The 24,623-nt window shown below is 39.2% G+C and carries 25 protein-coding genes; 5 read left to right on the top strand and 20 right to left on the bottom strand.

The genetic code is table 11. The annotated features are described in order from the left end of the window. Positions 1 to 60: 60 nt before the first annotated feature. The 8 genes from ACMKPP_RS06160 to ACMKPP_RS06125 all read right to left on the bottom strand — a co-directional run bounded on the left by ACMKPP_RS06160 (position 61) and on the right by ACMKPP_RS06125 (position 7,237). Positions 61 to 378 carry a hypothetical protein gene (locus ACMKPP_RS06160; protein ID WP_298711330.1) on the bottom strand — a complete coding sequence of 106 codons (318 nt, stop codon included), beginning with the start codon at positions 376 to 378 and terminating at the stop codon, positions 61 to 63. A gap of 7 nt (positions 379 to 385) precedes the next feature. After that, a complete protein-coding gene (locus ACMKPP_RS06155) occupies positions 386 to 1,615 on the bottom strand; it encodes an aspartate kinase (protein ID WP_418369466.1) in 1,230 nt (409 codons plus the stop codon). A gap of 319 nt (positions 1,616 to 1,934) precedes the next feature. Beyond that, positions 1,935 to 2,324 carry a class II SORL domain-containing protein gene (locus ACMKPP_RS06150; RefSeq protein ID WP_004696242.1) on the bottom strand — a complete coding sequence of 130 codons (390 nt, stop codon included), beginning with the start codon at positions 2,322 to 2,324 and terminating at the stop codon, positions 1,935 to 1,937. Between the two features lie 139 nt (positions 2,325 to 2,463). After that, positions 2,464 to 3,006: a cob(I)yrinic acid a,c-diamide adenosyltransferase gene (gene cobO / locus ACMKPP_RS06145; RefSeq protein WP_012864517.1), complete on the bottom strand. Its 543-nt coding sequence runs from the start codon at positions 3,004 to 3,006 to the stop codon at positions 2,464 to 2,466. Between the two features lie 88 nt (positions 3,007 to 3,094). Beyond that, the gene (locus ACMKPP_RS06140) at positions 3,095 to 4,471 is read right to left on the bottom strand and encodes a cobyrinate a,c-diamide synthase (protein ID WP_418369465.1); all 1,377 of its coding nucleotides are present in this window, start codon (positions 4,469 to 4,471) and stop codon (positions 3,095 to 3,097) included. Positions 4,472 to 4,500: 29 nt separating this feature from the next. Then, positions 4,501 to 5,208: a precorrin-2 C(20)-methyltransferase gene (gene cobI / locus ACMKPP_RS06135; RefSeq protein ID WP_004696248.1), complete on the bottom strand. Its 708-nt coding sequence runs from the start codon at positions 5,206 to 5,208 to the stop codon at positions 4,501 to 4,503. 86 nt (positions 5,209 to 5,294) lie between these two features. Next, complete coding sequence (locus tag ACMKPP_RS06130) at positions 5,295 to 6,149, bottom strand: sirohydrochlorin cobaltochelatase (protein ID WP_024061918.1); 855 nt, start codon at positions 6,147 to 6,149, stop codon at positions 5,295 to 5,297. A 206-nt stretch (positions 6,150 to 6,355) separates the two neighbouring features. Further along, the gene (locus ACMKPP_RS06125; protein WP_004696252.1) at positions 6,356 to 7,237 is read right to left on the bottom strand and encodes a sirohydrochlorin cobaltochelatase; all 882 of its coding nucleotides are present in this window, start codon (positions 7,235 to 7,237) and stop codon (positions 6,356 to 6,358) included. A gap of 461 nt (positions 7,238 to 7,698) precedes the next feature. On the opposite strand from ACMKPP_RS06125, the gene ACMKPP_RS06120 reads away from it, so the two are divergent. Together ACMKPP_RS06120 and ACMKPP_RS06115 are read left to right on the top strand one after the other, a co-directional pair. After that, positions 7,699 to 8,688, top strand: coding sequence for a sirohydrochlorin cobaltochelatase (locus ACMKPP_RS06120; RefSeq protein WP_004696254.1), 990 nt, complete (start codon positions 7,699 to 7,701; stop codon positions 8,686 to 8,688). Positions 8,689 to 8,739: 51 nt separating this feature from the next. Beyond that, positions 8,740 to 9,681 (top strand): ABC transporter substrate-binding protein, encoded by a 942-nt coding sequence (locus ACMKPP_RS06115; RefSeq protein WP_278451679.1) that lies wholly within the window; start codon positions 8,740 to 8,742, stop codon positions 9,679 to 9,681. Between the two features lie 67 nt (positions 9,682 to 9,748). On the opposite strand, the gene ACMKPP_RS06110 is transcribed toward ACMKPP_RS06115, so the two are convergent. The 12 genes from ACMKPP_RS06110 to ACMKPP_RS06055 form a co-directional block, all read right to left on the bottom strand. Further along, positions 9,749 to 10,531 carry an ABC transporter ATP-binding protein gene (locus tag ACMKPP_RS06110; protein ID WP_278451680.1) on the bottom strand — a complete coding sequence of 261 codons (783 nt, stop codon included), beginning with the start codon at positions 10,529 to 10,531 and terminating at the stop codon, positions 9,749 to 9,751. Further along, positions 10,531 to 11,526, bottom strand: coding sequence for a FecCD family ABC transporter permease (locus ACMKPP_RS06105; protein WP_004697143.1), 996 nt, complete (start codon positions 11,524 to 11,526; stop codon positions 10,531 to 10,533). The genes ACMKPP_RS06110 and ACMKPP_RS06105 overlap by 1 nt, the downstream gene beginning before the upstream one ends. Positions 11,527 to 11,663: 137 nt before the next feature. Next, positions 11,664 to 12,329, bottom strand: a complete 666-nt coding sequence (locus ACMKPP_RS06100; protein ID WP_004696261.1) for a precorrin-8X methylmutase — start codon at positions 12,327 to 12,329, stop codon at positions 11,664 to 11,666. Beyond that, entirely contained in the window at positions 12,316 to 13,104 is a 789-nt protein-coding gene (gene cobK / locus ACMKPP_RS06095; protein WP_418369464.1) for a precorrin-6A reductase, read from the bottom strand. Before cobK ends, ACMKPP_RS06100 begins: the two co-directional genes overlap by 14 nt. Beyond that, positions 13,101 to 13,790 (bottom strand): precorrin-3B C(17)-methyltransferase, encoded by a 690-nt coding sequence (gene cobJ / locus ACMKPP_RS06090; protein ID WP_418369622.1) that lies wholly within the window; start codon positions 13,788 to 13,790, stop codon positions 13,101 to 13,103. The genes cobK and cobJ overlap by 4 nt, the downstream gene beginning before the upstream one ends. A 29-nt stretch (positions 13,791 to 13,819) precedes the next feature. Next, positions 13,820 to 14,965, bottom strand: coding sequence for a cobalt-precorrin 5A hydrolase (locus ACMKPP_RS06085; protein WP_418369463.1), 1,146 nt, complete (start codon positions 14,963 to 14,965; stop codon positions 13,820 to 13,822). A 4-nt stretch (positions 14,966 to 14,969) separates the two neighbouring features. Beyond that, positions 14,970 to 15,731, bottom strand: coding sequence for a precorrin-4 C(11)-methyltransferase (gene cobM / locus ACMKPP_RS06080; protein ID WP_418369462.1), 762 nt, complete (start codon positions 15,729 to 15,731; stop codon positions 14,970 to 14,972). A gap of 1 nt (position 15,732) precedes the next feature. Further along, a complete protein-coding gene (gene cbiT, locus ACMKPP_RS06075) occupies positions 15,733 to 16,320 on the bottom strand; it encodes a precorrin-6Y C5,15-methyltransferase (decarboxylating) subunit CbiT (protein ID WP_418369461.1) in 588 nt (195 codons plus the stop codon). After that, a complete protein-coding gene (gene cbiE, locus ACMKPP_RS06070; protein ID WP_418369460.1) occupies positions 16,317 to 16,943 on the bottom strand; it encodes a precorrin-6y C5,15-methyltransferase (decarboxylating) subunit CbiE in 627 nt (208 codons plus the stop codon). Before cbiE ends, cbiT begins: the two co-directional genes overlap by 4 nt. Then, positions 16,919 to 18,037, bottom strand: a complete 1,119-nt coding sequence (gene cbiD, locus ACMKPP_RS06065; RefSeq protein ID WP_418369459.1) for a cobalt-precorrin-5B (C(1))-methyltransferase CbiD — start codon at positions 18,035 to 18,037, stop codon at positions 16,919 to 16,921. Before cbiD ends, cbiE begins: the two co-directional genes overlap by 25 nt. A 70-nt stretch (positions 18,038 to 18,107) precedes the next feature. After that, the gene (locus ACMKPP_RS06060; protein WP_418369458.1) at positions 18,108 to 18,602 is read right to left on the bottom strand and encodes a YajQ family cyclic di-GMP-binding protein; all 495 of its coding nucleotides are present in this window, start codon (positions 18,600 to 18,602) and stop codon (positions 18,108 to 18,110) included. 415 nt (positions 18,603 to 19,017) lie between these two features. Next, a complete protein-coding gene (locus ACMKPP_RS06055; RefSeq protein ID WP_418369457.1) occupies positions 19,018 to 20,613 on the bottom strand; it encodes a WG repeat-containing protein in 1,596 nt (531 codons plus the stop codon). Between the two features lie 224 nt (positions 20,614 to 20,837). Between ACMKPP_RS06055 and ACMKPP_RS06050 the strand changes: the two genes are divergently transcribed. The 3 genes from ACMKPP_RS06050 (at position 20,838) to ACMKPP_RS06040 (ending at position 24,553) form a co-directional block, all read left to right on the top strand. Further along, entirely contained in the window at positions 20,838 to 21,812 is a 975-nt protein-coding gene (locus ACMKPP_RS06050; RefSeq protein ID WP_418369456.1) for an RluA family pseudouridine synthase, read from the top strand. Positions 21,813 to 22,063: 251 nt separating this feature from the next. Further along, entirely contained in the window at positions 22,064 to 22,993 is a 930-nt protein-coding gene (gene fba, locus ACMKPP_RS06045; protein ID WP_195394676.1) for a class II fructose-1,6-bisphosphate aldolase, read from the top strand. A gap of 3 nt (positions 22,994 to 22,996) precedes the next feature. Then, complete coding sequence (locus tag ACMKPP_RS06040; RefSeq protein WP_287507360.1) at positions 22,997 to 24,553, top strand: putative polysaccharide biosynthesis protein; 1,557 nt, start codon at positions 22,997 to 22,999, stop codon at positions 24,551 to 24,553. The last annotated feature ends 70 nt before the right edge of the window (positions 24,554 to 24,623 follow it).

The following is a 24,623-nucleotide window of genomic DNA, read 5'->3' as shown; positions in this document are numbered from 1 at the left end:
TGTTAAGAATAATTATCGAATTACAAAACCCCATAGGCGGTTATGCCCATGGGGTTCATTTTATTTATTATGTTGCATTTGCCACTTTTGATTGCGGCGCAAGGTTAATAAACCTTCTAACACGGCTTCGAATTGTATAAAGCTCAATGTATATGGTTGATACATATCTGGTACGACCTTGTAAGAAATAGTAACCTCTGCTTTATCATAATCGTAGAAGATACCATGCAAATTACTTACCGTAGTATAACCAGTTTGAGCTTGCTCCAATGTAGGAATAGGCTGATTTTTTAGATTTCCTAGTAGATCGCTAATGAAACCTTCCTTACGACCTTGGTCATTGAGCATTTCATCCATAAAACTACGTAGACTATCCATGAATAAATTAACCTCGTTGGTCTAACAACAAGCCATTGTGAATTACACGAACAGCATCTTTTACGCGTTCTTCAGCAACAAGGCAAGAAATACTAATTTCAGAAGTAGAAATGATTTCGATATTGATGCCTTCTTGGCTCAAGATATCAAACATTTGAGCAGCTACGCCAGGTTGACCTAACATACCTGCACCAATAATGGAAACTTTCGCCATTTTTTCGTCGATATTAACAGCTTCAATATCTACTGCTTTTTGTAATTCTTCCAAAACCTCACGAGCCAATACAACATCATCCATAGCTACTGTAAAGATAAGATCAGTTTTTGGTTCACCAACGGAACGGATAGATTGAACAATCATATCGACATCAACGTTTCTAGCAGCCAATGCTTTGAACACAGTCGCTGCAACACCTGGTTTATTTTCAACGCCTACAAGGGCTACTTTTGCCGTATTAGTATCATCAGCTACGCCAGTAATTACGTGTTTATTTGCTTCCACAGTATAATCCTCCCGAATAATAGTACCTGGTTTATCACTAAATGTAGAACGTACATGAATAGGTACACCATAACGGAAACCCATTTCTACGGCACGCGGTTGCATTACACCTGCACCGAGACGAGCCATTTCAAGCATTTCGCCATACGTTACTTCTTCTAATTTGAAAGCTTCCTTAGCTACGCGAGGATCTGTAGAATATACACCATCTACGTCTGTGAAGATTTCACAGACATCCGCTTTCATAGCGCCTGCCAATGCAACAGCTGTTGTATCAGAGCCACCACGACCTAATGTAACCATGTCACCATATTCAGTAATACCTTGGAAACCAGCAACTACTACTATGTTACCTTCATCCAGAGCTTCGAACACGCGATTTGGATCTACGCCCAAAATGCGGCCTTTATTAAAGCTATCACTAGTTGTGATACCTGCTTGGTCACCTGTTAAAGATACAGATTTTTGACCACGTTCGTTAAAAGCCATTGCCATCAATGCAATCGTTACTTGCTCACCTGTAGATAACAAGCGGTCCATTTCACGACCATACGGCTTAGATGTTACTTGCTTAGCCAATGCTACCAAGTCATCAGTTGTATCACCCATAGCGGATACAACGAGAACGATTCTATCGTCTGCTTGCTTCTCACGAAGGACGCGATCAACAATATTAAATATTTTTTCTGGTGTAGCTACGGAACTGCCACCAAATTTTTTAACGATTAAGGCCACAATAATCCCTCATTTAACTATGTTTACTAAATATCAATATGCATATACTTTACCACAAACAAATAGCACTGTAAAGGGATGTACAGCAATTATTCCACTGGAGTGATACAAAACTCCTTTTTATGCGGACATAAAAAATAGAATAATATGTCTATAAATTAATGAATATACATTAAATAGTCATATCATATATTAATCATAACACTATCAAGTATAAATTATTGATAGTCTAAATTACGTCCTTAGTACACGATTAGAAATACATAGATATACAAAAAGACCAGCCCTAGGGCTGGTCTTTTTTAGTTGTTTTAGTAAATTAAGCAACTACGATATCTTTTTCGGATTCCCACAAGCCATGAATATTGCAGTAGGAAACAGCGATCAATTTACCGGATTTTTTCAAAGCTACTGCTAAAGTACCTTCAGAAACTGCTGCTACAGGACCTTCGTTTGCAGTTGCACCGTCACCATGAACGTTGAACTCGATAGCGCCAACTTCGAATGGCAATTGAGTGCCTTCAGCTACGAAGTATAATTTAATCCAATCAATGTGATGTTCTACAGTGTTTGGATGTGCAATGTCTTTACCTACGGATAAAGTAACGTGGAATGTTTCACCTGCTTTTACAGTGTCAACTGTTTCGATAACAGGAACGTGTTTTTCAGTAGCGAAATCGCCAGATTTAATGTAATCATGTACAGCCATAGTTAACCTCCTGGTTAGTCTTATATACATACTTAATGTCAAGAATATTGAGCACCTCTGTGCTTATGACTATATTATACATTTTCGATATAGTTTTAGCAAGTTCTTTTTCGATATTTTTCGATTTTTTTGAATTTAGTTAGAATTCAATTCCTTTAGCAGCCTTAATGCCCTTTTCATAAGCATGCTTTACTACATTCATTTCCGTTACAGTATCTGCCATATCAATGATTTCAGGTTTAGCATAGCGACCCGTCAAAACAACATGAAGTCTTTCTGGCTTATTTTTAAGCATTTCCACTACAGAATGCACATCGATAAGCTCATAATTAATGGCATTATTTATTTCATCCATAACAATTAGATCCCATTTATCGGAGTTTACTTCCTCCACCAATGTCCGCCAAGCGGCTTGAGCTGCTTCTTTATGACGAGCAAGTTCAGCTTCTCCTACTTCATCACGTTTATAGTAAATAAAACCCTTTCCCATAGAGCGAATTTCAACTTGATCACCTAGTTTAGCAAGACCTGCCAATTCACCATAACCATTGCCACTCTTAATAAATTGTAATATAAGAACCTTGAAACCTTGTCCGACAGCACGTAAAACAACGCCTAATGCCGCTGTTGTTTTACCTTTACCATTCCCTGTATTAACTAGAATTAATCCACGTTCTTCCATAATAGCTCCTTTAATACGAACTGTCCCGCAGAATGTAATTGTGATAACACATAGTCATATAAATCTATTAAATACATTTATACATCTATTACTTTTGGGCCTTATAAGCAGCACATGTATCAACAAAATGTTGTGCCCCTTCATCAGAGCCAGCAAAGTTCAAATGTAAGTAAGAAGCTAATACATTTTTTGTTGCATAGCCGCCGTCATACGATTGAGGTTTACGGCCTCCTTCTAAATGAAAAGCCCATGGGAAGTCATCTATAGTTGGCTCCATTGTAGAGAAATGGAACTCATGACCACGAATAGCTGTATTCATAGCACCTAGCAAAGTATCTCTCTTTGCTGTTGCTGTAACATATCCCACCTTTTGAAGCTTTTGTTGCATCACACAATTGGCAGGTACAATACCTACAGTTTTATATACAGAACCTTCAAAGTCATGAATACTTTCACAAAGATACATAAGGCCACCACATTCAGCATAAATAGGCATACCTTGTGCATTAGCTTGGCGGATAGATTCCTTCATAGACTCATTACTAGATAACTGGAATAAAAACATTTCTGGGAAGCCACCACCGAATACAAGTCCGTCTACATTGGGAATTACCGAGTCATTAAGCGGACTAAAGTAAACAAGCTCAGCCCCTTTTTCCTCTAACGCAGCAAGACTAGCAGGATAATAAAAAGAGAATGCCTCATCATAAGCTACACCGATTTTCACACGTTTTTCAATGGTTTTAACATCTATAGCATCTGGTAGTTCGATAGTTGGTGCATTAGTAGCAATTTCCAATAGTGCATCGAGATTTACCATCTTCTCAACAGCTTCTCGAATCGTATTAATCGCCTCTGTTGGATCGATTTCAGTAACTGGTGTAAGTCCTAAATGACGCTCTGGTGAATGCATACGATCATCACGGTAAATAGCACCAATAACGGGTACGCCAATTTTATCCATTCCTTCACGAACCATACGCTCATGATTAGCAGAGCCTAAGCGGTTTAAGATGACACCACCAAAGTTTACCTCTGGGTCATAGTCACGGAACCCTTTAGCAATAGCTGCCGCACTTTCACCCATAGCCTTGCAATCGATAACAAGCACCACTGGTGCATTTAACTGTTTAGCAATTTGAGCCGTAGAACTAACGCCTTCTCGACCACCATCGTAAAGGCCCATAACACCTTCAATAATAGCAAGGTCTACATCATGTGCCATTGTAGCAAAGAAAGGAGTCAACTTGTGAGGTGGCACAAGCCACGTATCTAAATTATAGCTTTCACGGCCGGATGCAATTTTATGAAAGCCCGGATCAATATAATCCGGGCCCACTTTAAAAGATTGCACCGTACGTCCACCATTTGCATAAGCTGCCAATAAGCCCGCGACGATAGTTGTTTTACCAACACCAGAATTGGTGCCTGCAATGACAACACGTGGAATCTGTACTGTGTTCATAGATATTACCTCGCAATACGATGTGTTTGTTAACGATCCTTACGTTTTGCAAGAATTGTAGATAAGTAGTTGAGTTTAGTATCTTTTGGTATATTATCTAAACCTACGAATACTTGCTCATCAGGCAAACCTACACGGCTAATCATAACCGCATCATCTGCCATATTATGTTTAATCAAGGTTTCTTGTACTTCATCAAAGTTTTTATATACCTTCATGATAACTGCATCATCTGCAACAGCCAATACAGCATCGATTTTTTCTTTAGGCGCTGTAGCTGGAACGATGGCCAATACCTCTTCCTTCTCTACGATTGGGTATCCAAGGTGAGATCCGATTGCACAGAATGCAGTAACGCCAGGAATTGTTTCAATTTCATGACCTGTATTTTCAATCAAACGGTATACATACATATATGTGCTGTAGAACATAGGATCACCTAATGTTAAAAATACAACACTTTTACCTTCATCTAAGTAAGACAAGATAACGCGTTTAGCCTCTTGCCAGCCTTCCTCCTGTGTAGAATCATCCAATACCATTGGGAATACTACGGGAACGATTTCTGTATGTTCTTGGATATATGGGGATGCGATATCAAGGGCTACGGAACCATCTTTCTTTTCTGTTTTAGGTGTGATGATAATATCTGCTTCACCTACGATGCGAGCAGCTTTCACAGTCATTAATTCAGAATCGCCAGGGCCTACGCCAATACCATATAATTTACCTTTCATGGGTATCTCCTATTCTTATAGTCACACTCTATTTATAATTGCAATATCTTTTATTATAACCAATTTATACAATATATACAAAGATACTATTTAATATTTGGAATTGCAGGACGATGTGGGCTACGTTTGCCATACAAATCATCGATACAATCTTGCACATGTTGACGGAAAATATCATGAATCGCTTCATATTCACCTAGAGCACTATGAATTGGTTTAACCGCATATCCTGCTCCAGAAAGTTCATTAACAACACTATCCTCTTCGTCACCAAATAAATCATTTTGTGCATGATCCCCGAGTACCAATAATAAAGGATGTACATAAATTGTTTTTGGACGTTTACCATCAAGCCATTCCCAAGGCATTGCTACATCTGACACATATGGTGCATTTTCAAGTACAGCAATACGCACATTTGTAAGTCCATTACGGATTAGCTTAAACTGTAAATTACCATATGAAGAATTGCCAGAACCAAGACCTCCATGACCGACCAATAACAAACCATCATCCTTAGAAATATTAAGAGATTTAATGAAACGGTCAATCAAGATTTGGTAATCATCTGGGTGCTCTTCTTGTCCCATATAGTATACGAGAGGTCTACCTACACGCAATACTTCGAGTTGTCCTTCCCCTTCATGAGCAAGGATATTATTTTTCAATTTATCGAACTCTTCACCACCGGTGAAATGAAGTGGCTGCACATATACATGTGTATAACCTTCTCGAATCAGTTTTTCTAACGCCCCTTGTTCAGTAGGAATCTCAATACCACGCTCACGTAAGCGCTTAACGATGATACGAGAGGAAAAAGCTAATTCTACAGTATAATCCGGATACGATTTACGAATATGTTCTACTACGGAATCGATATTATGTTCACGAGCACTGTCCACAGTGGATCCAAAGGCAACAACTAAGATAGCTTGTTTCATGAATGTCTCCTTATATTAACTAATAATGTATCTTAATCATACCATAGACCATTCTATAGGGGCATACCGTGGTACGTATAAAATAGAAATTATTCTTATCTTTCATGGTAAAAGTAAAAATCCTCCTCATTGGATGTCCAACAAGGAGGATTTTTATTAATGTGAAAGAGTGGAGTGTTGTATGTCTAATTATGTAATAACAAATATCAAGAAATCAAACCTTGCGCTTCTAAGCGAGAATTTGTCATGACAGGTTTTACGGATTCTCTAGGCATGGGCCGTTTACGATCAGACATGCGGATAGCTTGACCTAAATGTTTCAAGAATAAATCTTGTACATGTGGATTTTCCCCAAGCCCTTCATTCCAGATATCAACATTGTAGCCTTCCTCAGCGAGTAAAGCATAAATGGAATCGGAGCGTTCACCGCCAAGGTAATCCATTAAATGTGTAGAACCTATGAGAGCCAATGGTACAACTAATAAATCTTTATGCCCCATACGATCCAAGAAAGTAAGAGCTTGTTTAAAAGTAGGGAAACCATTTGTAGTAAATACTACTACATTTGGTGCTGCACCATACATCGCCTTTAATTGCAATGTACTAAACTCTAATTGATTTTGACCATTCGCCATGAGCACAACAGATTTATTAAGTGCTTTTGTATTAACGTGACGAACAATGCTTTCTAATGTTGCTTCATAATCATCGGCATAATTTTTTACACCTAAAGAGGTAAGCAATGGTTTACCAATATTAACCTGACTAAAACCATATTCATTGCTATGTAAAAATTTTAATGCTTGTTTGCGCATTTGTTGGTAACACTGATCTGCCACCAATGTAATAGGTTGAATGTACACCTCATCGATACCCATACGAGCGAAATCTTGCATAGCCTCTGTGAAAGAAGAAATCTTATCTTCGTACTTCTCATTCCACTTCTCTACTAATGCATCAGATAAGAATACGCGGCGTACCTCCATATCACTATACATGGAACGTACTTTTTTCTCTATACTGCCAATGGATTTCTCCACAGCATCTTGGTAAATTGATCCAAAGGATGCAATAATTATGCCTTTCATATGTGACCTCCATATTACTCATACATGAAACAACTTTCACAATTGAAAATTGTTATCAACTACTATGTAATAATAGTACAAGATTAATCTATAGAAGTCAATGAGAAAAAATATCAAAATTAATATTTATAACGATTAATTTAATTGTAGTAATATTATGGGGCCCCATCAAAATAATCCTAAATAAAATTACTTATATATTCACATATTCATATCCTTATAACCAACAAGAATATAATTATAAAATGTACTATCATACTTTATTCATCACATTAATTTATTAAGGATTTCTTAATTTCTCTATACTTCTAGGGGTATAGGGTTTATTGACACCCCTTTTCCCCTTTGCTACGATTGAAATAAGGTTATATATATGCGATGAATCCATAGTTTTCATTATAATAGAGCTATGTAAATGATTGCATATTAGTGTAGTTATAGTTATAGATAGGAGTATAGAAATGAAAAAACAATTAGCTTTAGCATCCGCTATTCTAGGTCTTGCAGTATCCTTTGGTGCACCAGTTGTATCTAATGCTGCATATCAATTAAATGAAGAAGTAAAAGATCCTACACCAGCATTGAAAGAAGCCGCTGCAATTGGTGTTCGTACACATAATACAGAAGCTTTACAAAACTTGCCAAACAAAGATGCTATGGTTGTTATGAGCTTTGGTACAACTTATAAAGATACTCGTGTGAAAACAATCGATGCTACTGTAGATGCTATTAAGGCAGCACACCCAAATACTAAAGTGATAACTGCTTTCACAAGCCATATTATTCGTGATCGTATCCAACAAAAAGAAGGTATAACATACCCTACACCTGAAGAAGCTTTAGCTGAACTTAAAAAAGATGGTTACACTCGCGTTGCATTGGCATCTCTAGATGTAATTCCTGGTATGGAATATAACTACGATGCAGCAGTATATAATTTATACAAAAATGATTTCAAAAAAATGACACTCGGTACTTCTCTTATGTACTGGATGGGTCAAGAAAACCAAACTGACCAAGTTATTGAAACATTAAAAGCTGTTCAATCCCAATTCCCTAAATTAGGTAAAGAAGATGGTCTTCTTATCATGGCTCATGGTACTCCAGATCCTTCCAATGCATACTATTCTGTAATTCAAGACCGTATCCATACTCTTGGTATGAAAAATGTATTCATCTACACAGTAGAAGGTACACCAAATCTTGAACAAGTTATCCCTCAATTGAAATTACATGGTATTAAACATGTTACATTGATGCCTTTCATGATGGTTGCTGGTGACCATGCAAACAACGACATGGCTGGTAACGAACCAGATTCCCACAAATCCATTCTTGAAAAAGAAGGCTTCAAAGTTGACACTTACATCCATGGTTTAGGTGAAAACCAAAACATCCGTAACTTATTCGTTGAACGTGCTAACGAAGCTTGGGACGCATTAGAAAAATAATCAATATAACTAAGATCGTTATTGCATATATAACATTCATAGGAGTACATCATGAAAAAACTACTACTTGGTAGTATCGCTTTGGTTATGATTGTACTAGCACTAGCTGGGTGTGGTAAAACCACATCCAGCTCTTCTGCTACTACGAAGGAATTGACCTTTAATGGTCAAACCTATACTGTACCAAAGGATCCACAAAAAATTGCTGTATTATCTAATTCTGTTTTATCTATGCTTTATGCTGTCGATGGTAAGGCTATTAGCCGTGCCAATACAACGGATAAACTAGCACCAGAGTTAGAAGCTCTACCAGCTCTTGGTCAAACTGCAAATATCAACATGGAACAATTATTAGGCTTGAAGCCAGATGTAGTATTGGGTTTAGTAAATCAACATAAAAAATATGAATCCCAATTACAAGCTAATAATATTCCAACCGTACTTTTTGATTACGATGGTATTAAAGATAATGTACCAATGTTAACATTTCTTGGCGAATTAACTAATCATCAAGATAAGGCTAAGTCTGTTATTACTACCTATGAAAACAATATTACCAAGATAAAAGATGCAGTTAAGAATCAACAACCTGCACGTGTTGCCGTGTTACGTGCCACAGGAAAGGGTGTAACTGCCGAAACTGATGAAGCAGTTACTGCATCAATGGTAAAAGAACTAGGTATGACAAATGTTGTCTCCTCTCACCTAGATGGCACAACCAAGGACAAAACGGTCCCTTACTCTCTTGAAACATTGACAGCAGATAACCCTGATATTATCTTTGTTGTTACAATGGGTAAAGAAGAAGAAATTACCAAAGCTATGAAACAAGCTATGACAGATAATCCTGCATGGGCTAATTTAAAAGCCGTACAAAATAACCGCGTAATATACTTACCATCTAAACTATTCCTATTAAACCCAGGTCTACAAACACCTGAAGCTATGGCACGTTTAGTTAAAGAAGCATACGGTATTAATGTTACATTCTAATATATTACGTCATGCGAAAGAGGGCATCCCCCAAATAGGGAATGCCCTCTTTTTTATTAGTATCAAGCTACTCAACTAATCCTTTTACGCGTACATATTTTTTATTATCAAATGTATCAAGTTGTACATCTACAGAGAATACATCTCTAAACAATTCATCCGATATAATTTTACTTGTCTCTCCTGACGTTACTAAATGACCCTCTTTTATAACAGCCATATAATGTGAATATTGAACCGCCTGTGTTAGTTCATGAAGTACCATGAGAACGGTTAAATCTTGTTCCTTATTTAATCGTTTCAATAACTCCATAATTTCTAATTGGTGATTAATATCTAAATATGTTGTTGGTTCGTCTAAGACTAATAATTTTGGTTGCTGTGCTAGCGCCATAGCAATCCAAACGCGTTGCCGTTCACCACCAGATAGGGATGGGATTAATTGTTCTCGCAAATGATTCGTTTTTGTGATATCTAATGCATAATCAACGATTTCACGATCTTCTTTAGCCGTGTTTTTCCACCATGTTTGGTATGGATACCGTCCGCAATATACCAATTCTTCTACAGTCATATCCTTTGGCATATTCGGTACTTGTGGCAAAAATGCCATTTGCCGTGCCAGATGATTTTGAGAATATGATTGTAACGGTTTATCAAATATGGTAATACATTCATGAGGACTATGGATATATCCGATCATAGATCGTAAAAGCGTACTTTTACCACAACCATTAGGTCCTATTAATGTCGTAATTTTACCGATAGGAACCGATACATTAATGTCATGTAGAATATGACGATTGCCAAGAGTTACGGATAACTGTTTTACATCAATAGCGGTATTCATTAGTTATCCCTCCTCAATAGATACAAGAAGAACGGCGCTCCAAAGAATGCCATAATAATGCCCACTGGTACCTCTATAGGGCTCCACATAACACGTCCTATTGTATCACTGACAACAAGTACTAACGCACCTAATAATGCGGATCCAGGCAGTAAATATGCATAGTCGTTACCGATTATAAGACGTAACATATGGGGAATAACCAAACCTACAAATCCGATAAGCCCAGCTATACTTACAGCACCAGCCGCTAAAAGAGCAGCCACTGCAGTCATAATAAACCGTGTTTGTTCTACCTTAAGGCCTAATCCCTTTGCAGTTTCATCACCTAAACTTAAAATGGTAAGTCGTTTAGCTCCTAAGCAGGCAAAAATAAGGCCAACTATAGCATATGGAAACAACACTTCTACCTGAGGCCAACTGCGTGCAGCGAGTCCTCCTACCATCCAAAGCAATGCCCCTTGTACACGATCACCAAAGAATACAAGTAGTGCTGAAATACCTGAGCCTAAAAAGGCTGCGACCGCAACACCAGCTAAGATAATACGACTAGGTCGCACTCCATTTTTCCATGCTAATGCATACACCATGAGTGCTGCAGCCATAGCACCTAAAAAGGCCACTAAAGGAACTATATGATCATACCCAGGAAATAAAATAAATATGATAACACCAGCTAATCCGGCACCAGAGGATACCCCTACAATCTGTGGATCTGCTAGGGGATTTTTCATAACTGCTTGCAAAATTGCACCAGATACAGCTAGACAAGCCCCCACTAACGCAGCTACAATATTGCGAGGCAATCGAATATTCCAAATAATTTGTGAAGATGTATCAGTTAGCTCACTAGACCATAATGTATGCCAAATCTCAGCTAATGATACGGGTGTTGATCCCCAAATAAGAGATATAATCATGCTCATAATAACGGCGATGATTAAGATACAAATCACTGATACACGAAATAATTTTCGTTCATTACTTGATGCCATATGAACCCCCTCTCAAAATTAACTACATTATAAGAAATCTAATACATTATATCTGACTATGTTTAGCAATTATTCTGAAAAATATATACAGTAAAACCCGAATCGCAAAACTACTAAAACACGATTCGGGTTTTATATTATTTAGATTCTTTACCTTCCACAAAGAGCATGTCATTACGTTTTACGTCTGTGTAAAGTAATGCATTACATACGGAGGCAGCGATTGGGCTACCGCCTTTGTTGCCTTTTACAGTGATGTAAGGAACTGGGGATACTTCCATCAAATAGTCTTTGGATTCTGCAGCACCTACAAAGCCTACAGGGATACCAATAATAAGAGCTGGTTTAATGCCTTCTTCAAGAGCAAGGCGCAACACTTCATACAATGCAGTTGGTGCATTACCGATAGCAACGATTTGTCCTTCTAGTTGTTTACCAAAGGTACGCATAGCCGCAATGGAACGAGTTACACCTAATTCTTTAGCCATTTTAGCTACATTTTCGTCTTTAATTAAGCAGTGCACTTCATTGCCGCGAATTTTAAGAGCTGGCTTAGAAATACCTGTGCGAACCATTTCTACATCTGTATAAATGTCTGCACCATTATCCAATGCTTCAATACCTTTTTGAACAGCATCAGGGCTCATTTTTACGAGTTGAGCATATTCGACATCGCCAGACGCATGTACTGTACGAGATACAACGCGTACTTCATCATCTGTTAAGCCTAAATCCTTTACATAATCGTAAATGATTTCCATGCTTTTATCTTCAATAGCTTTAGGATTTTTAACGTAATCCATTAGTGTCCTCCCATAATTTAAAAAATTCATCATTTGACGATACCACGTGACTTTCAAGTTTAACACGCGGACGATCGATAACAATAACATGGATACCGAGATCCATAGCTGCTTGTAATTTTGTATCAGCACCACCTACAAGGCCAGAGTTTTTCATAACTACAACGCTTGCCTGTGTATCGTGGAACATGATGCGGTTCATATCATAAGAAAATGGACCTTGAACAGCAACGATGCGCTTAGGGCTCACGTTGAGGTCTTCCATCATTTGTAACACCTCTGCGGTCGGCAAAATACGTGTCCATACTTCACAATCTTGTAAAGCATCAGATTTAGCAAAGATATGCATTGTCTTACTACCTGTGGTCAAATACACATGTTTATTGTTTTCCTTTGCCAATTTGCCAGCTAAATTAGCGGCTTCTACCTCATCAACTACAATATGCAATTTATCATAGTCTGGCAATGGCACCTCTTTACGTTCAAAGCGAACAAAAGAAATACCTTCAGCTTTTGCTGCATCTTGGGCCGTAGCTGTAACAATAGCAGCATACGGATGGCTTGCATCGATTAATAAACGTACGTTGTGTTCCTTAATCAAATTTTGCATAGCCTTTTGGTTAAGACGGCCCGTATGAACAGTAATGCCCTTATGGGCAGCAAGCTCTGCCCCATACTGACTCACAACAGTAACGAGAACCTCTTCACCTGTCCGTTCTTGAATATCTACCGCTAAGGTACGACCATCCAAGGTACCAGCGATGACCCAAATCATAACTTGTAGCCTCGAGGTGTAATCATACGACCGTTTTCAACATAGGTTTGGCTGTTACCGATAATAACAAGTGTTTGCATATCTACTTCTTCTTTTGTGAAGTTTTCAAGGTCAGAAATTACCATTTGTTGACCTGGACGACCTGCTTTTTGCACGATACCAACAGGTGTTTTAGGATCGCGGTATTTAAGAACGATTTCACGAACTTCATCTAAGTGAGTAACGCGTTTTTTACTGCGTGGGTTATACAAGGAGATAACCATGTCGCCTTGTGCGCAAAGGTCAGCACGTTTTTTAATAAGATCCCATGGAGTCATCAAATCGCTCAAGGAAATGACTGCAAAGTCATGCATCAAAGGTGCACCCAATACAGATGCTGCTACGTTTACAGCACTAAGACCTGGTACGATGTCTACGGAAGGACGTTTTTCTGCTGTCACTTTATTAGCAAGTTCCAACACAAGACCTGCCATGCCGTATACGCCGGAGTCACCAGAGGATACAACTACAACTTGATGGCCTTCTACCGCTAAATCAACTGCTTGTTGGCAACGATCTACTTCTTGCATCATGGCAGTGCCTACAGTTTCTTTACCTTCGATAAGGTCTTTAATCAAGTCAAGATAAGTCAAATAACCTACAACACGGTCAGCAGCTAAAATAGCTTCGCGCGCTTGAGGTGTCATAAACTCTTCATCGCCAGGGCCGATGCCAATTACTTTGATGTTACCTGTGCAATGGCTACCGTTGTTTTGGGATAAATTGTTTTGTGCTGTATTAGTGTTCGGCTCTTGGCCGCTAGTAATGCCGTTGTCTCGCATACGTTTCCTACTCCTATAGTTCCTTTTACAAAATTAGATTCTTTTAATTTTTCTTCTTCAATGAGTGGTGTCATCTCGTCCTGTGTATAGAACACAATAGGCCACCCCATAATTTGCATAGCCTCTAAGAGGCCTACTTCATCTTGTTTAACGATGACCGATGCCGCCGTTACAATACTCTTTGGTGAAAGCTTATGCTCTGCCAAGGATTGTTGAATGGCGTCAAGGATCAATTCCTTTGGCGTATCTCTACGACAACCAATCCCCATCGTATAGGTCCGCGGGCGTAAAATCAATTGATAACCATGCTCGGTAATTACTTTATCCGTAATGACTACGCGAAAAGCACCCTCTTCAGCGCTTTTATTTTTACATGAAATAGACTCTAGTTGCTCCAAAGAAACAACGTGAACTATGCCATGTTCACCAATATGAGCTTTCGCAGCTTGTTCTAGTTCCTCTGCATTCGGTAAGCTTTCATCGATATAATAATCAACAAGCTCTCCCCCAACGATGGCAGAGTTCACATTGATTAATGTTTGAAAATCATCTACCAATAGATGCTCGTGGCGCGCCAACACATCAGGCGCTGGCAATCCGTTTACATCCGTTGCGGTTGTGATAACAGGGTCCGCATCAATGGCCAGCGAAATGGACTGCGTCCATTCGTTGGCGCCCCCAAGGTGACCAGATAATAAGCTGATAACATGGTGCCCTACTTCGTCCATTACGACTACCGCAGGATCCTTAGATTTATGTTCAATATACGGTGCAATCATGCGCACTACAATACCAAGTGCCATAATGCATAACACTTGGTCGTAATCCTTGAAAATTTGTCCAATATGGTTTTTAAGGGAATCAAAATAGATGGCCTCTCCACCAGAGGGACGGGTTTCCTTTTCAAAGCAATCCGCATGGGGTGCCACTAAAGACTTGATGCGTTGACCTAGCTTCGCACCTCGTTCGGAAACGGAAAGAATGGCCGTTCTATTTTTCTTAGTTCCCGTCATAGGCGCACCAGTTTCTAGTTCTTTCATTATACTAGTCCTTAGCACTGCGGTACATGTGAGCAAAGCCTTTGTCGTAAAGCTTAGATAATTCGTATTCGCTATCTAATACATGGCTTACTACGATCATAGCTTGGCGCAATACGCCTTCTTTAGCTACGATGTCCGCAATGGTTTCCAATGTGCCACGAATAATGCGTTGGTCAGGCCAAGATGCTTTTACCACGATAGCCACTGGAGTCGTTTTATTATAACCGCCCTCTATGAGTTCAGCTACAACCTTATCTAACATTTGAACGCTAAGGAAAATACACATAGTTGCTTCATGAGATGCTAACATACGCAATTTTTCCTTTGGAGGCATCGGTGTACGGCCTTCCATACGCGTAATAATGACTGTTTGAGATACATTAGGTAGTGTATATTCTTGTTTCAATGCCGCAGCTGTAGCAAGGAAAGAGCTTACACCTGGTACGACTTCATAAGAAATCCCCATGCTAGCAAGTGCATCCATTTGCTCTTGAATAGCACCGTAAATAGCAGGGTCACCTGTATGAAGGCGAACTACGCTTTTACCAGCCTCAACAGAAGCTTTCATAACAGCCAATACCTCATCAAGGTTCATAGTAGCACTGTTATGGATTTCACAACCTGGTTTACAAGCCTCTAAAATGACAGGGTTTACCAAGGAGCCCGCGTAAATAACAACGTCTGCCTCTTGCACTAAACGATACCCTTTACGAGTAATTAACTCAGGATCTCCAGGGCCTGCGCCTACGATATGTACGTCAACCATATTACTCTCCTTCTGCGATACGCGTTGCAGATACGATAAAAATCGGACTCAATGGGTCTAACAAATGATAGGGACCAGCCTTGCGGTAACGGCTGATGGACATTTGGTACCCTTCATAGTTGAAAGGACGCCCTTTCAACTCTTTAAGGATGGTATAACCAGTTTCCATCGTTACAGCGGTTACAACTAGACGACCACCAATTTTTAATAGACGTTGTGCCTCATCCATGATGCCTGTCATACCGCCAGCACTGCCGCCGATAATAACCGCATCAAGCTCAGGCAATTCTTCCATGCCTTCCGGAGCTTTGGACTTGATAACAGTCATATTAGTTACATTAAATTTTTTCATATTCTCATTGATAAGGTCGATACCTTTATCAAAGCGCTCAATCGCATATACATGCCCTTTAGGAGCTGCCAAGGCTGCTTCAATAGAAATAGAGCCCGTACCAGCACCTACGTCAAGGACGATGCTATCCTCCTCGATGCGCGCCTCGTTCATAACAGCCTTGCGAATCTCGCATTTTGTCATCGGCACGTCGCCGCGGATAAATTCCTCATCGGGAATTCCGAAAAAATGTCTCATCCTAGTACCACCATTACAGAATGACCAAAGCCTTCAAGCTCAGTTAATACCTCTAACGTGGAGTCTACGATTTTTTCATCATCATAGCTCAAGCGCTCAAGGGCTGCTGCTCTCGTTTCTTTTGGCCAACCTGCATCTATTAAAATACGCGCAATATGCGCTGGATTATATTCAGGATCCGTTAAGAATCCCATCTTTTTACCTACTTCATATACGAGTTTCTCTGGTGCTGGTTGGCGACCGTGAAAGCTCATTAAATCCGCATCATGCCACACCTCATTAAGACGGGCAAAGGCAAAGGTCATAGAACTAATGCCAGGCACCACCTCAATAGGGTTAGCAGTAAATTTTTTCTTTAAATATGGCAATAAGCTATAATAGCCTGTATCACCACTAACCATAACTACAACGTCATGGTCGTTGAGCTCACGCTCAATTTGCTCCGCTAATACGCTGAGCTTCCCCGTTACAGGATATGTAATTTGGCCAGGCTCTTGAAAGTCCTCTAAAGAACGTTCGCTGCCCACCAATACTGTAGCATGTTTAATTAAATTAAGGCCTCTAGGCACCACATAATCAGGATTACCCGGACCAATGCCTACGATATACAAGGTATGTGCCAATGTTCAAGTTCTCCTATCTCTTTTGCATGATTATCCATAGCCAAAATTTCACCTTTTAAGGTCGTAATGATGATCCCTACTTCAGCTTCGTTAGCAATATAGCGCTCACTACGTAGAGATGCACGATCTACAACTCGTTGGTATACACCAGTCAATCCTTCTCGCTCCAAGATAGGAAATGTAGACTCTGTGGTTTGGCAATTAAATAACTCTTCACACACCTCTTGGGATGCTCCTTCTAAAGCAGCATAGGCCACGATACTTTCCATACGGCCATCACTCATGCGATTATGAGTATGGAAGCTACCACTAGCTAGTTTGATTAACTTACCGATATGACCGATAATTAAGATTCGCTTAAATCCAATCTGTACAGCCTTTTCAAGCATAAATCCGATAAAGTTACTCGTTTCTGCCATTTGGTTCTTATGGATACCTAATACTTGCTCTGCCAGATCTTGACCAATACGCCCCGGTACGAGAACAGCTGTTTCACATCCGTTAGCCTTCATAACTTTCAACTGTGGCACTAACGAGTTCTTAAACCCTTCTTCACTCATAGGCTTAACAATACCGGTGGTACCAATAATGGAAATGCCACCTTCGATACCAAGTGTATGATTTAATGTTTTCTTGGCTAATACCTTACCATTAGGAACACTAACGGTTACCGTTACACCTTGACCATGGACACAATGTTCTTCAAAAACTATTTTCATCATTGCCCGGGGCCCTGGATTGATAGCCGGTTCTCCTGGCGGCATAGCAAGACCTGGTTTCGTTACAGTACCTACACCAAAGCCAGCTCGAAATCGCAGTTCACCAGTATCATCAAGGGTCACTGTCGTTTCCACATCATTACCATGAGTTACATCAGGATCGTCGCCGCCGTCTTTCATGACGGTTACCTTCGCCTCTATATCAGATATAACCTCTACCGCTTTAATAGGAACCTCAATATATTGACCTTGAGGGTTTTCGATGACCACTTGGTCCACAATATTCTTATCTAAGAGGGCCAATAAACCAGCTTTCATACCTGCCGTAGCACATGAACCTGTGGTATATCCACCCTTCATGTCCTCCACTTTCATAAGGCCTCCTACACTGATAGTATTAGAGACTCAAACGAGTCTAATTAACCTATCCTATGGACATATAGTATTAAGAACGGAAGTTAACAAATTGCAATTCTACAGGGATATCCAATTGTTTTAACATTTTGATTACTGCTTGCAAATCATCTTTATCCTTACCAGATACGCGCACTTGATCCTCTTGGATAGATGCTTGTACCTTAATTTTCATGTTTTTAATTGCTTTTACTACTTCTTTAGCATTTTCTTTAGTAATGCCTTTTTTAATAGTAATGATTTGGCGAACTGTTGCACCTGCTGCTGGTTCAACTTTGCCGTAGTCAAGATTTTTAATTGCTACGTTACGTTTAACCATCTTGCCTTTTAAAACATCGATAATGGCATTCAATTTATATTCATCATCACCGATGATTCTGATAGTGTCGCCTTCAAGACTAATTTCTGCTTTAGAGCCACGGAAATCATAGCGCGTACCAATTTCTTTTTTTGCTTGGTTTACAGCATTATCTACTTCCTGCATATCCACTTCGGACACAACGTCAAAGGAACAATCTTTAGCCATTTTATACCTCCTACACCTGAACCTATTGGGCATAAGGTTCATAGCATTACTTTCATCATCCTCATATTCCAAGTGAAAGTGTAAAACTACACCAAAACGGAATACATCTCTATAATTATACCTTAAAACAGGCTTATTTTCTAGGTAAATCGATTTTCTTAATTATAATTGTTAGCTATGTATTAATGAAGCTTTTATAAGTATAGTGGAAGTTCTCTAATACGGTTATGCAATACAATACACAAGACAAATAATATAAAAAACTAGCAACATACATAATACATGTACATTGCTAGTCTCTGTATAACGATATTATGTTGTATTTAGTTTATAGCTAAGAACTATAACTAAAAAAAACTAATTAAGCCAGAACTAAAGGCAATACAAATTCAAAGGAATTCTACAACCAATTATATTATAAAACGTTTACCGCATCATATGTAGGTTGTACAAGCCATTCGCCTTTGGAGTTCATAATACCCCATTTACCTTTAGATTTAACAGAGCTGAAACCATGGTTGAAGGATTTAGCCTCTTCAATAAGTTTGTTTGTATCTCTAAATAAAACATGACCGTCATTATCGATGATCGTATAGCCCTCTTTACCAGTATGAACCCACGTTACAGTATCGTTGTTGAACGGTTCAATAGTTGCTTCTGTTTGAGCAGAATACATAGATTTACCATTACTCATATCAATAAGATTTTTAACATGATCTTTCACGACTACTAAACGATCTGTACCTGCAAAGGAAATAGAATCATATTTAAAGGACAGTACTTGTTTACCTGTAGATACATCAAAAATGCCCCATTTTTCAGTCTTATTATCTTTTAATGCTAATAGACCATTCAATTTATCCATTTCACCTGCATCATAATCGCCAGGTTGAATAACAACTTCACCTTTACGGTTCACGAAATATAAATTACCAGCATCTTTAATTACTGTGCCATAGGCTGTGATAGGCCATACTTTATCTTTTTTGCTGTCGATTACAATATTACCAGAGCGATCGATATAGCCACGTTTTGCACCATCATAGGCAAAACCACCTACGTGATAATGTTGACCACCTAAAAGCGCACCTCCAAGGATACCGCCCACGATGAAGCCACCTACAAGGCCACCTAAATTAAAGCCACTCACGGAGCGGCGGTATTCAGCCAGACCATTACGGTATCTATATACCTCTTTAGATGGAGCATTAAATAATTCTTTACCAGTACCATCAATAGCTACAATTTTACCTTTAGCATTTTTAACAAAAGCACGGTCTTCGCTAAATCCAGTCACGATTTGACGGAATTGTGGAGCAATCACTACTTTATCATCAGTAGTTTTAAAGCCATATTTACCTTTTTCTTTAAACTCTACATAGGAATCACTTGGATACTCTTGAGTTGCTTCTTGTTTAACACGTTCTTTTAAAGCTTCCTCTTCAGAGATTTCCACACCCTTAGGTGTAACCCAAGTTTCTGTTTTCTTATCTACTTGAGCTAACACATTGCCTGTTTTATAATCAACATCTTTAATTTCTTTGTACTTAGGTTCAATAGCAACAGTACCATCTGGACGAATAATACCCCATTTACCACCTTGTTTCATAGCTGCCAATACACCATGTTCAAGCACTTCGTCATTTTTGAAAGTAGTGCCTTTACCAGATTTTAAAGATTTAGGAGCATTGCGATAAGGGTTTAATGCGCTCGCCACATCAGCTGCGATATAGCCAGAAAGTGCACTACGCTCTTCAATTTTTTGAGGGGTCATAACGCCTACACGAGCTTTTGTGCTTTTAGTGGAGCTAGAGCTCTCTGTACGAACAGTAGAAGTTGATGTAGTCGTTGTATGTTGTTCACGAGTAACACGTGTACTAGTAGATGTTGGTGTGTCTTGGTTTGTTACCGTTGTACTACTAGTAGATGTCGTAGTGGACGCCGCAAAAGTAGTTGTAGACATAGCCGCTAACACACATGCGACTAATAAAGATTTCTTGTTAATATTCATAAACCTCTCCTTTTATAGAATAAGCTATAACCATACAGTCATTAACATACATATATAGTTCATAAAATATACTGTTAGAACTAAACACACAGTATTATAGTAAAAAGTTCACACATAAATAATGTATAAAATTCAGCAATTCAAATTATACTATATCGACCTTCACAAATACAACGAATTATGAAAAATTCTTCATTTTTATTTTATTTGCTATAATAATACGTATGAAAACAGCAACGATAATCGACTTGATTGTAAACTCTGATGTGCATACACAATCTATGAATCACATTATAAAACAACAGCATATCTCCCAGCGCATGAGACGACGTTTACGAAGTGATGGTATCATAACAGTTGATGGTAAATTTGCTACCTGGAATACGCTCGTTCATGGTGGTGATCATCTCATTATGAAGTTAACACCAGAGCAAGAGTTTAGTTTAAGCCCTATGGAACTAGATATCATATATGAGGACGAATATATTTTAGTCATTAATAAAGCGGCTGGTATTCTTATGCACCCTACTTCTACCATACGAGATCATACACTGGCAAATGGTGTACTTCATTACTACCAAGAAACAAATCAGCATTATGATTTCCATCCCGTACACCGATTAGATAAGGATACCTCAGGTATTGTCATCATTGCTAAAACATCAGTGGTTCAACATGCATTTGATAAAAAACACACCCATTTTTACAAAATCTACGACGCCATTGTAGAAGGGCATCTCCCTTCTGTGCCTATAAGCATTAACTGGCCTATAGGTCGTAAACCAGGCAGTATCATTGAGCGCTGTTGTACAGTCCAAGGAAAGCCAGCTCGCACGGATATAACTATTATTAGTAAAAATACAAACGAAATCAGCAGTGGTAAGATTAATTCTGATGATGTAATTATGATGAATAATAATAGTAATGTATGTTCAACTGACAACTCGCTTACATCTTATAATCAGTTTACCCATGTACGGTGCTTATTGCACACAGGACGTACCCATCAAATTCGAGTTCATTTATCTCAACTAGGGTATCCACTAGCTGGTGATGACTTATACGGTGGTCATCTAGAATCTATCCAACGCCAAGCACTGCATGCAGCGCGCGTAAGCTTTTACCATCCCGTAACAAATGAATGGCTCGAACTGCATGCAGAAATGCCAGAGGATATGAAAGTATTGCTAAACGATTGAGCTGATATAATACCCTAAATAAATGCTCCTACACAGAAATAACCCACATGGGTCACATAACAAGACGAATTTTATGCATAAGTTATACAAAAAATATTGGCCCTTTATAGTGTTTCTTGATATACTTAACTTGAATTGATATATGATTGCAATAACACTAGTTTTTTTATCTAGCTCATATGCGCTAGAAATACTAGCAGTCACAGTATTAATAACATGATATGACAGGCTCTAGAGCCAAGGAGGACAACATGCCATTAGTTACTACTACAGAAATGTTCAAAAAAGCCTATGAAGGCGGCTATGCTGTTGGCGCTTTCAATGTAAACAACATGGAAATCGTACAAGGTATCGTAGATGCAGCGAAAGAGGAACAATCCCCTCTTATCTTGCAAGTATCTGCAGGTGCTCGTAAATATGCTAAACATATTTACCTTGTTAAACTCGTAGAAGCAGCTCTTGAAGACAGCAACTTACCGATCGCTCTTCACCTTGATCACGGCGATTCCTTTGAAATCTGTAAAGACTGTGTAGATGGTGGTTTCACATCCGTTATGATCGACGCATCTCACTATGATTTCGATGAAAACGTAAAAATCACTAAACAAGTTGTTGAATATGCTCACGCTCATGGCGTTGTAGTAGAAGCAGAATTAGGCCGTTTGGCTGGTGTTGAAGATGATGTAAACGTATCCGATGCAGATGCTCGCTTTACAGACCCAGAACAAGCTGCTGAATTCGTACACCTAACTGGCGTAGACTCCTTAGCAATCGCTATTGGTACTAGCCATGGTGCTTACAAATTCAAAGGCGACCCTTACCTCGACTTCAATCGTTTGAAAAAAGTTGGCGAATTATTGCCTAACTTCCCTATCGTATTGCATGGGGCATCCTCCGTATTGCCTGAATTCGTAGCAAAATGTAATGAATTCGGTGGCAACATTCCTGGTGCTCAAGGCGTTCCTGAAGAAATGCTTCGCAAAGCAGCTCAAATGGCGGTTTGCAAAATCAACATCGATACAGACCTTCGTCTTGCTATGACCGCATCTGTACGTGAATACTTGGCTCAAAACCCATCCGAATTTGACCCTCGTAAATACTTAGGACCTGCTCGTGATGCTATTAAAGGCATGGTAGCTCACAAAATTAAAAATGTATTGGGTTCTTCCAACAAACTATAATCAATGGCTAGTGGATTTTTAAAAGGAACCTTAATTTTAACCATTGCCGGTTTCGTAGTGAAAGCCATCGGTAGTATCAACTGGATTCTTCTATCCCGCATCTTGGGTGGTGAAGGGATCGGCATCTACCAGATGGCCTTTCCTATCTATTTGTTACTATTGCAAATTTCGAGCGCAGGTGTGCCAATTGCCATCTCTATTTTGACGGCAGAACGATTAGCCTTACACGACTTTGGTGGTGCTAAGAGAGTATTCAATATTTCTTTTACAATGTTGACTATAACAGGTTTTATCGCCAGTCTTGCCATGTACTTTGGTGCAGATTGGTTAATTTCTAGTGGTCTCATTGCTGAAAGCCGTGCCTACTACTCTATCATCGCGCTCGCTCCGGCAGTATTCTTTGTAACATGGATTTCCTGTTTCCGCGGGTATATCCAAGGCTATGAAATGATGACTCCCACAGCGATTAGCCAAATTGTAGAACAATTACTACGGGTTATCGTTATGCTAGGTGCTGCTGCTATTTTATTACCTTACGGTTTACCAGCCGCGGCAGGTGGCGCTAGCTTGGGTGCAGGTGTAGGTGCTTTTGGAGCCTTCCTAGTGCTATTGTATTACTACTACAAATTACCTAAGGCTAGTAGTACTGGTGAAAGCTACGATGGTCCCCGTGAATCAGCTAAAGAAATTTTGTCACGACTCTTAACATTGTCCATACCAATTTCCTTAGCAAGTATCATGTTACCGTTGACGGCGAATCTCGACTTGCTCATCGTACCACGTCGCTTATTAGATGCTGGGTTCCCGATGAACGAAGTAACAGAGCTATTCGGTTACCTTACAGGGATGGCAGTGCCACTCATCAATTTGGCTACCATCATTACCGCAGCCCTTGCGACAAGTATTGTACCAGCTATCTCTCATGCCTTTGCCAAACGAGATCATCAAGGTATATATGATCGCACTGCAGGATCTATGCGTTTAACATTTATGGCAACCGTACCATTTACAGTGCTATTATATGTACTCGCTGCTCCTACAGTTACCTTAATCTATAATGCGCCTAAGGCAGAGCTTGCAACGCAGATTACAGCGTTCTCTATATTCTTCCTAGGTGTACATCAAGTAACAACAGGTATCTTACAAGGTCTCAACAGGCCACGTATTCCAGTCATTAATATGGGGATTTCCCTCATAATCAAGGTCATCCTTAACTGGACACTGACTGCTATTCCTTGGCTGGGCATCGGCGGTGCCGCTTGGGCAACCGTTGCTGATATTGGCTTTGCAGCGTTACTTAACTTGATTTATATCAAAAAATACACAGGCTACTTCCTTGATATTTCTCTACTTTGGAAAAACGTGGTCAGTGCCGGTGTTATGGGCGTACTCATTTTCATGAGTTACCACTATTTAATAGATATCTTACCAATGTGGGCTAACTTTATACTCACTGGTATTGAAGGATTACTATTGTACGTAATTATCATGGTTCTTTTAAAAGGCCTTAATAAAAACGATGGTGCTAGCATGCCTCTAGTGGGCAGATTCTTTAGATAAGCTGTATATACTTACATAAAAAAAGGTTCCTAATAGTCACCTATATGACCATTAGGAACCTTTTTTATTT

The organism is Veillonella parvula, from assembly GCF_048309325.1.
Classification (GTDB): domain Bacteria; phylum Bacillota; class Negativicutes; order Veillonellales; family Veillonellaceae; genus Veillonella; species Veillonella parvula_T.
Note: the sequence above shows the minus strand (reverse complement) of the source record. Positions and strands in the feature narration are given on the sequence as shown.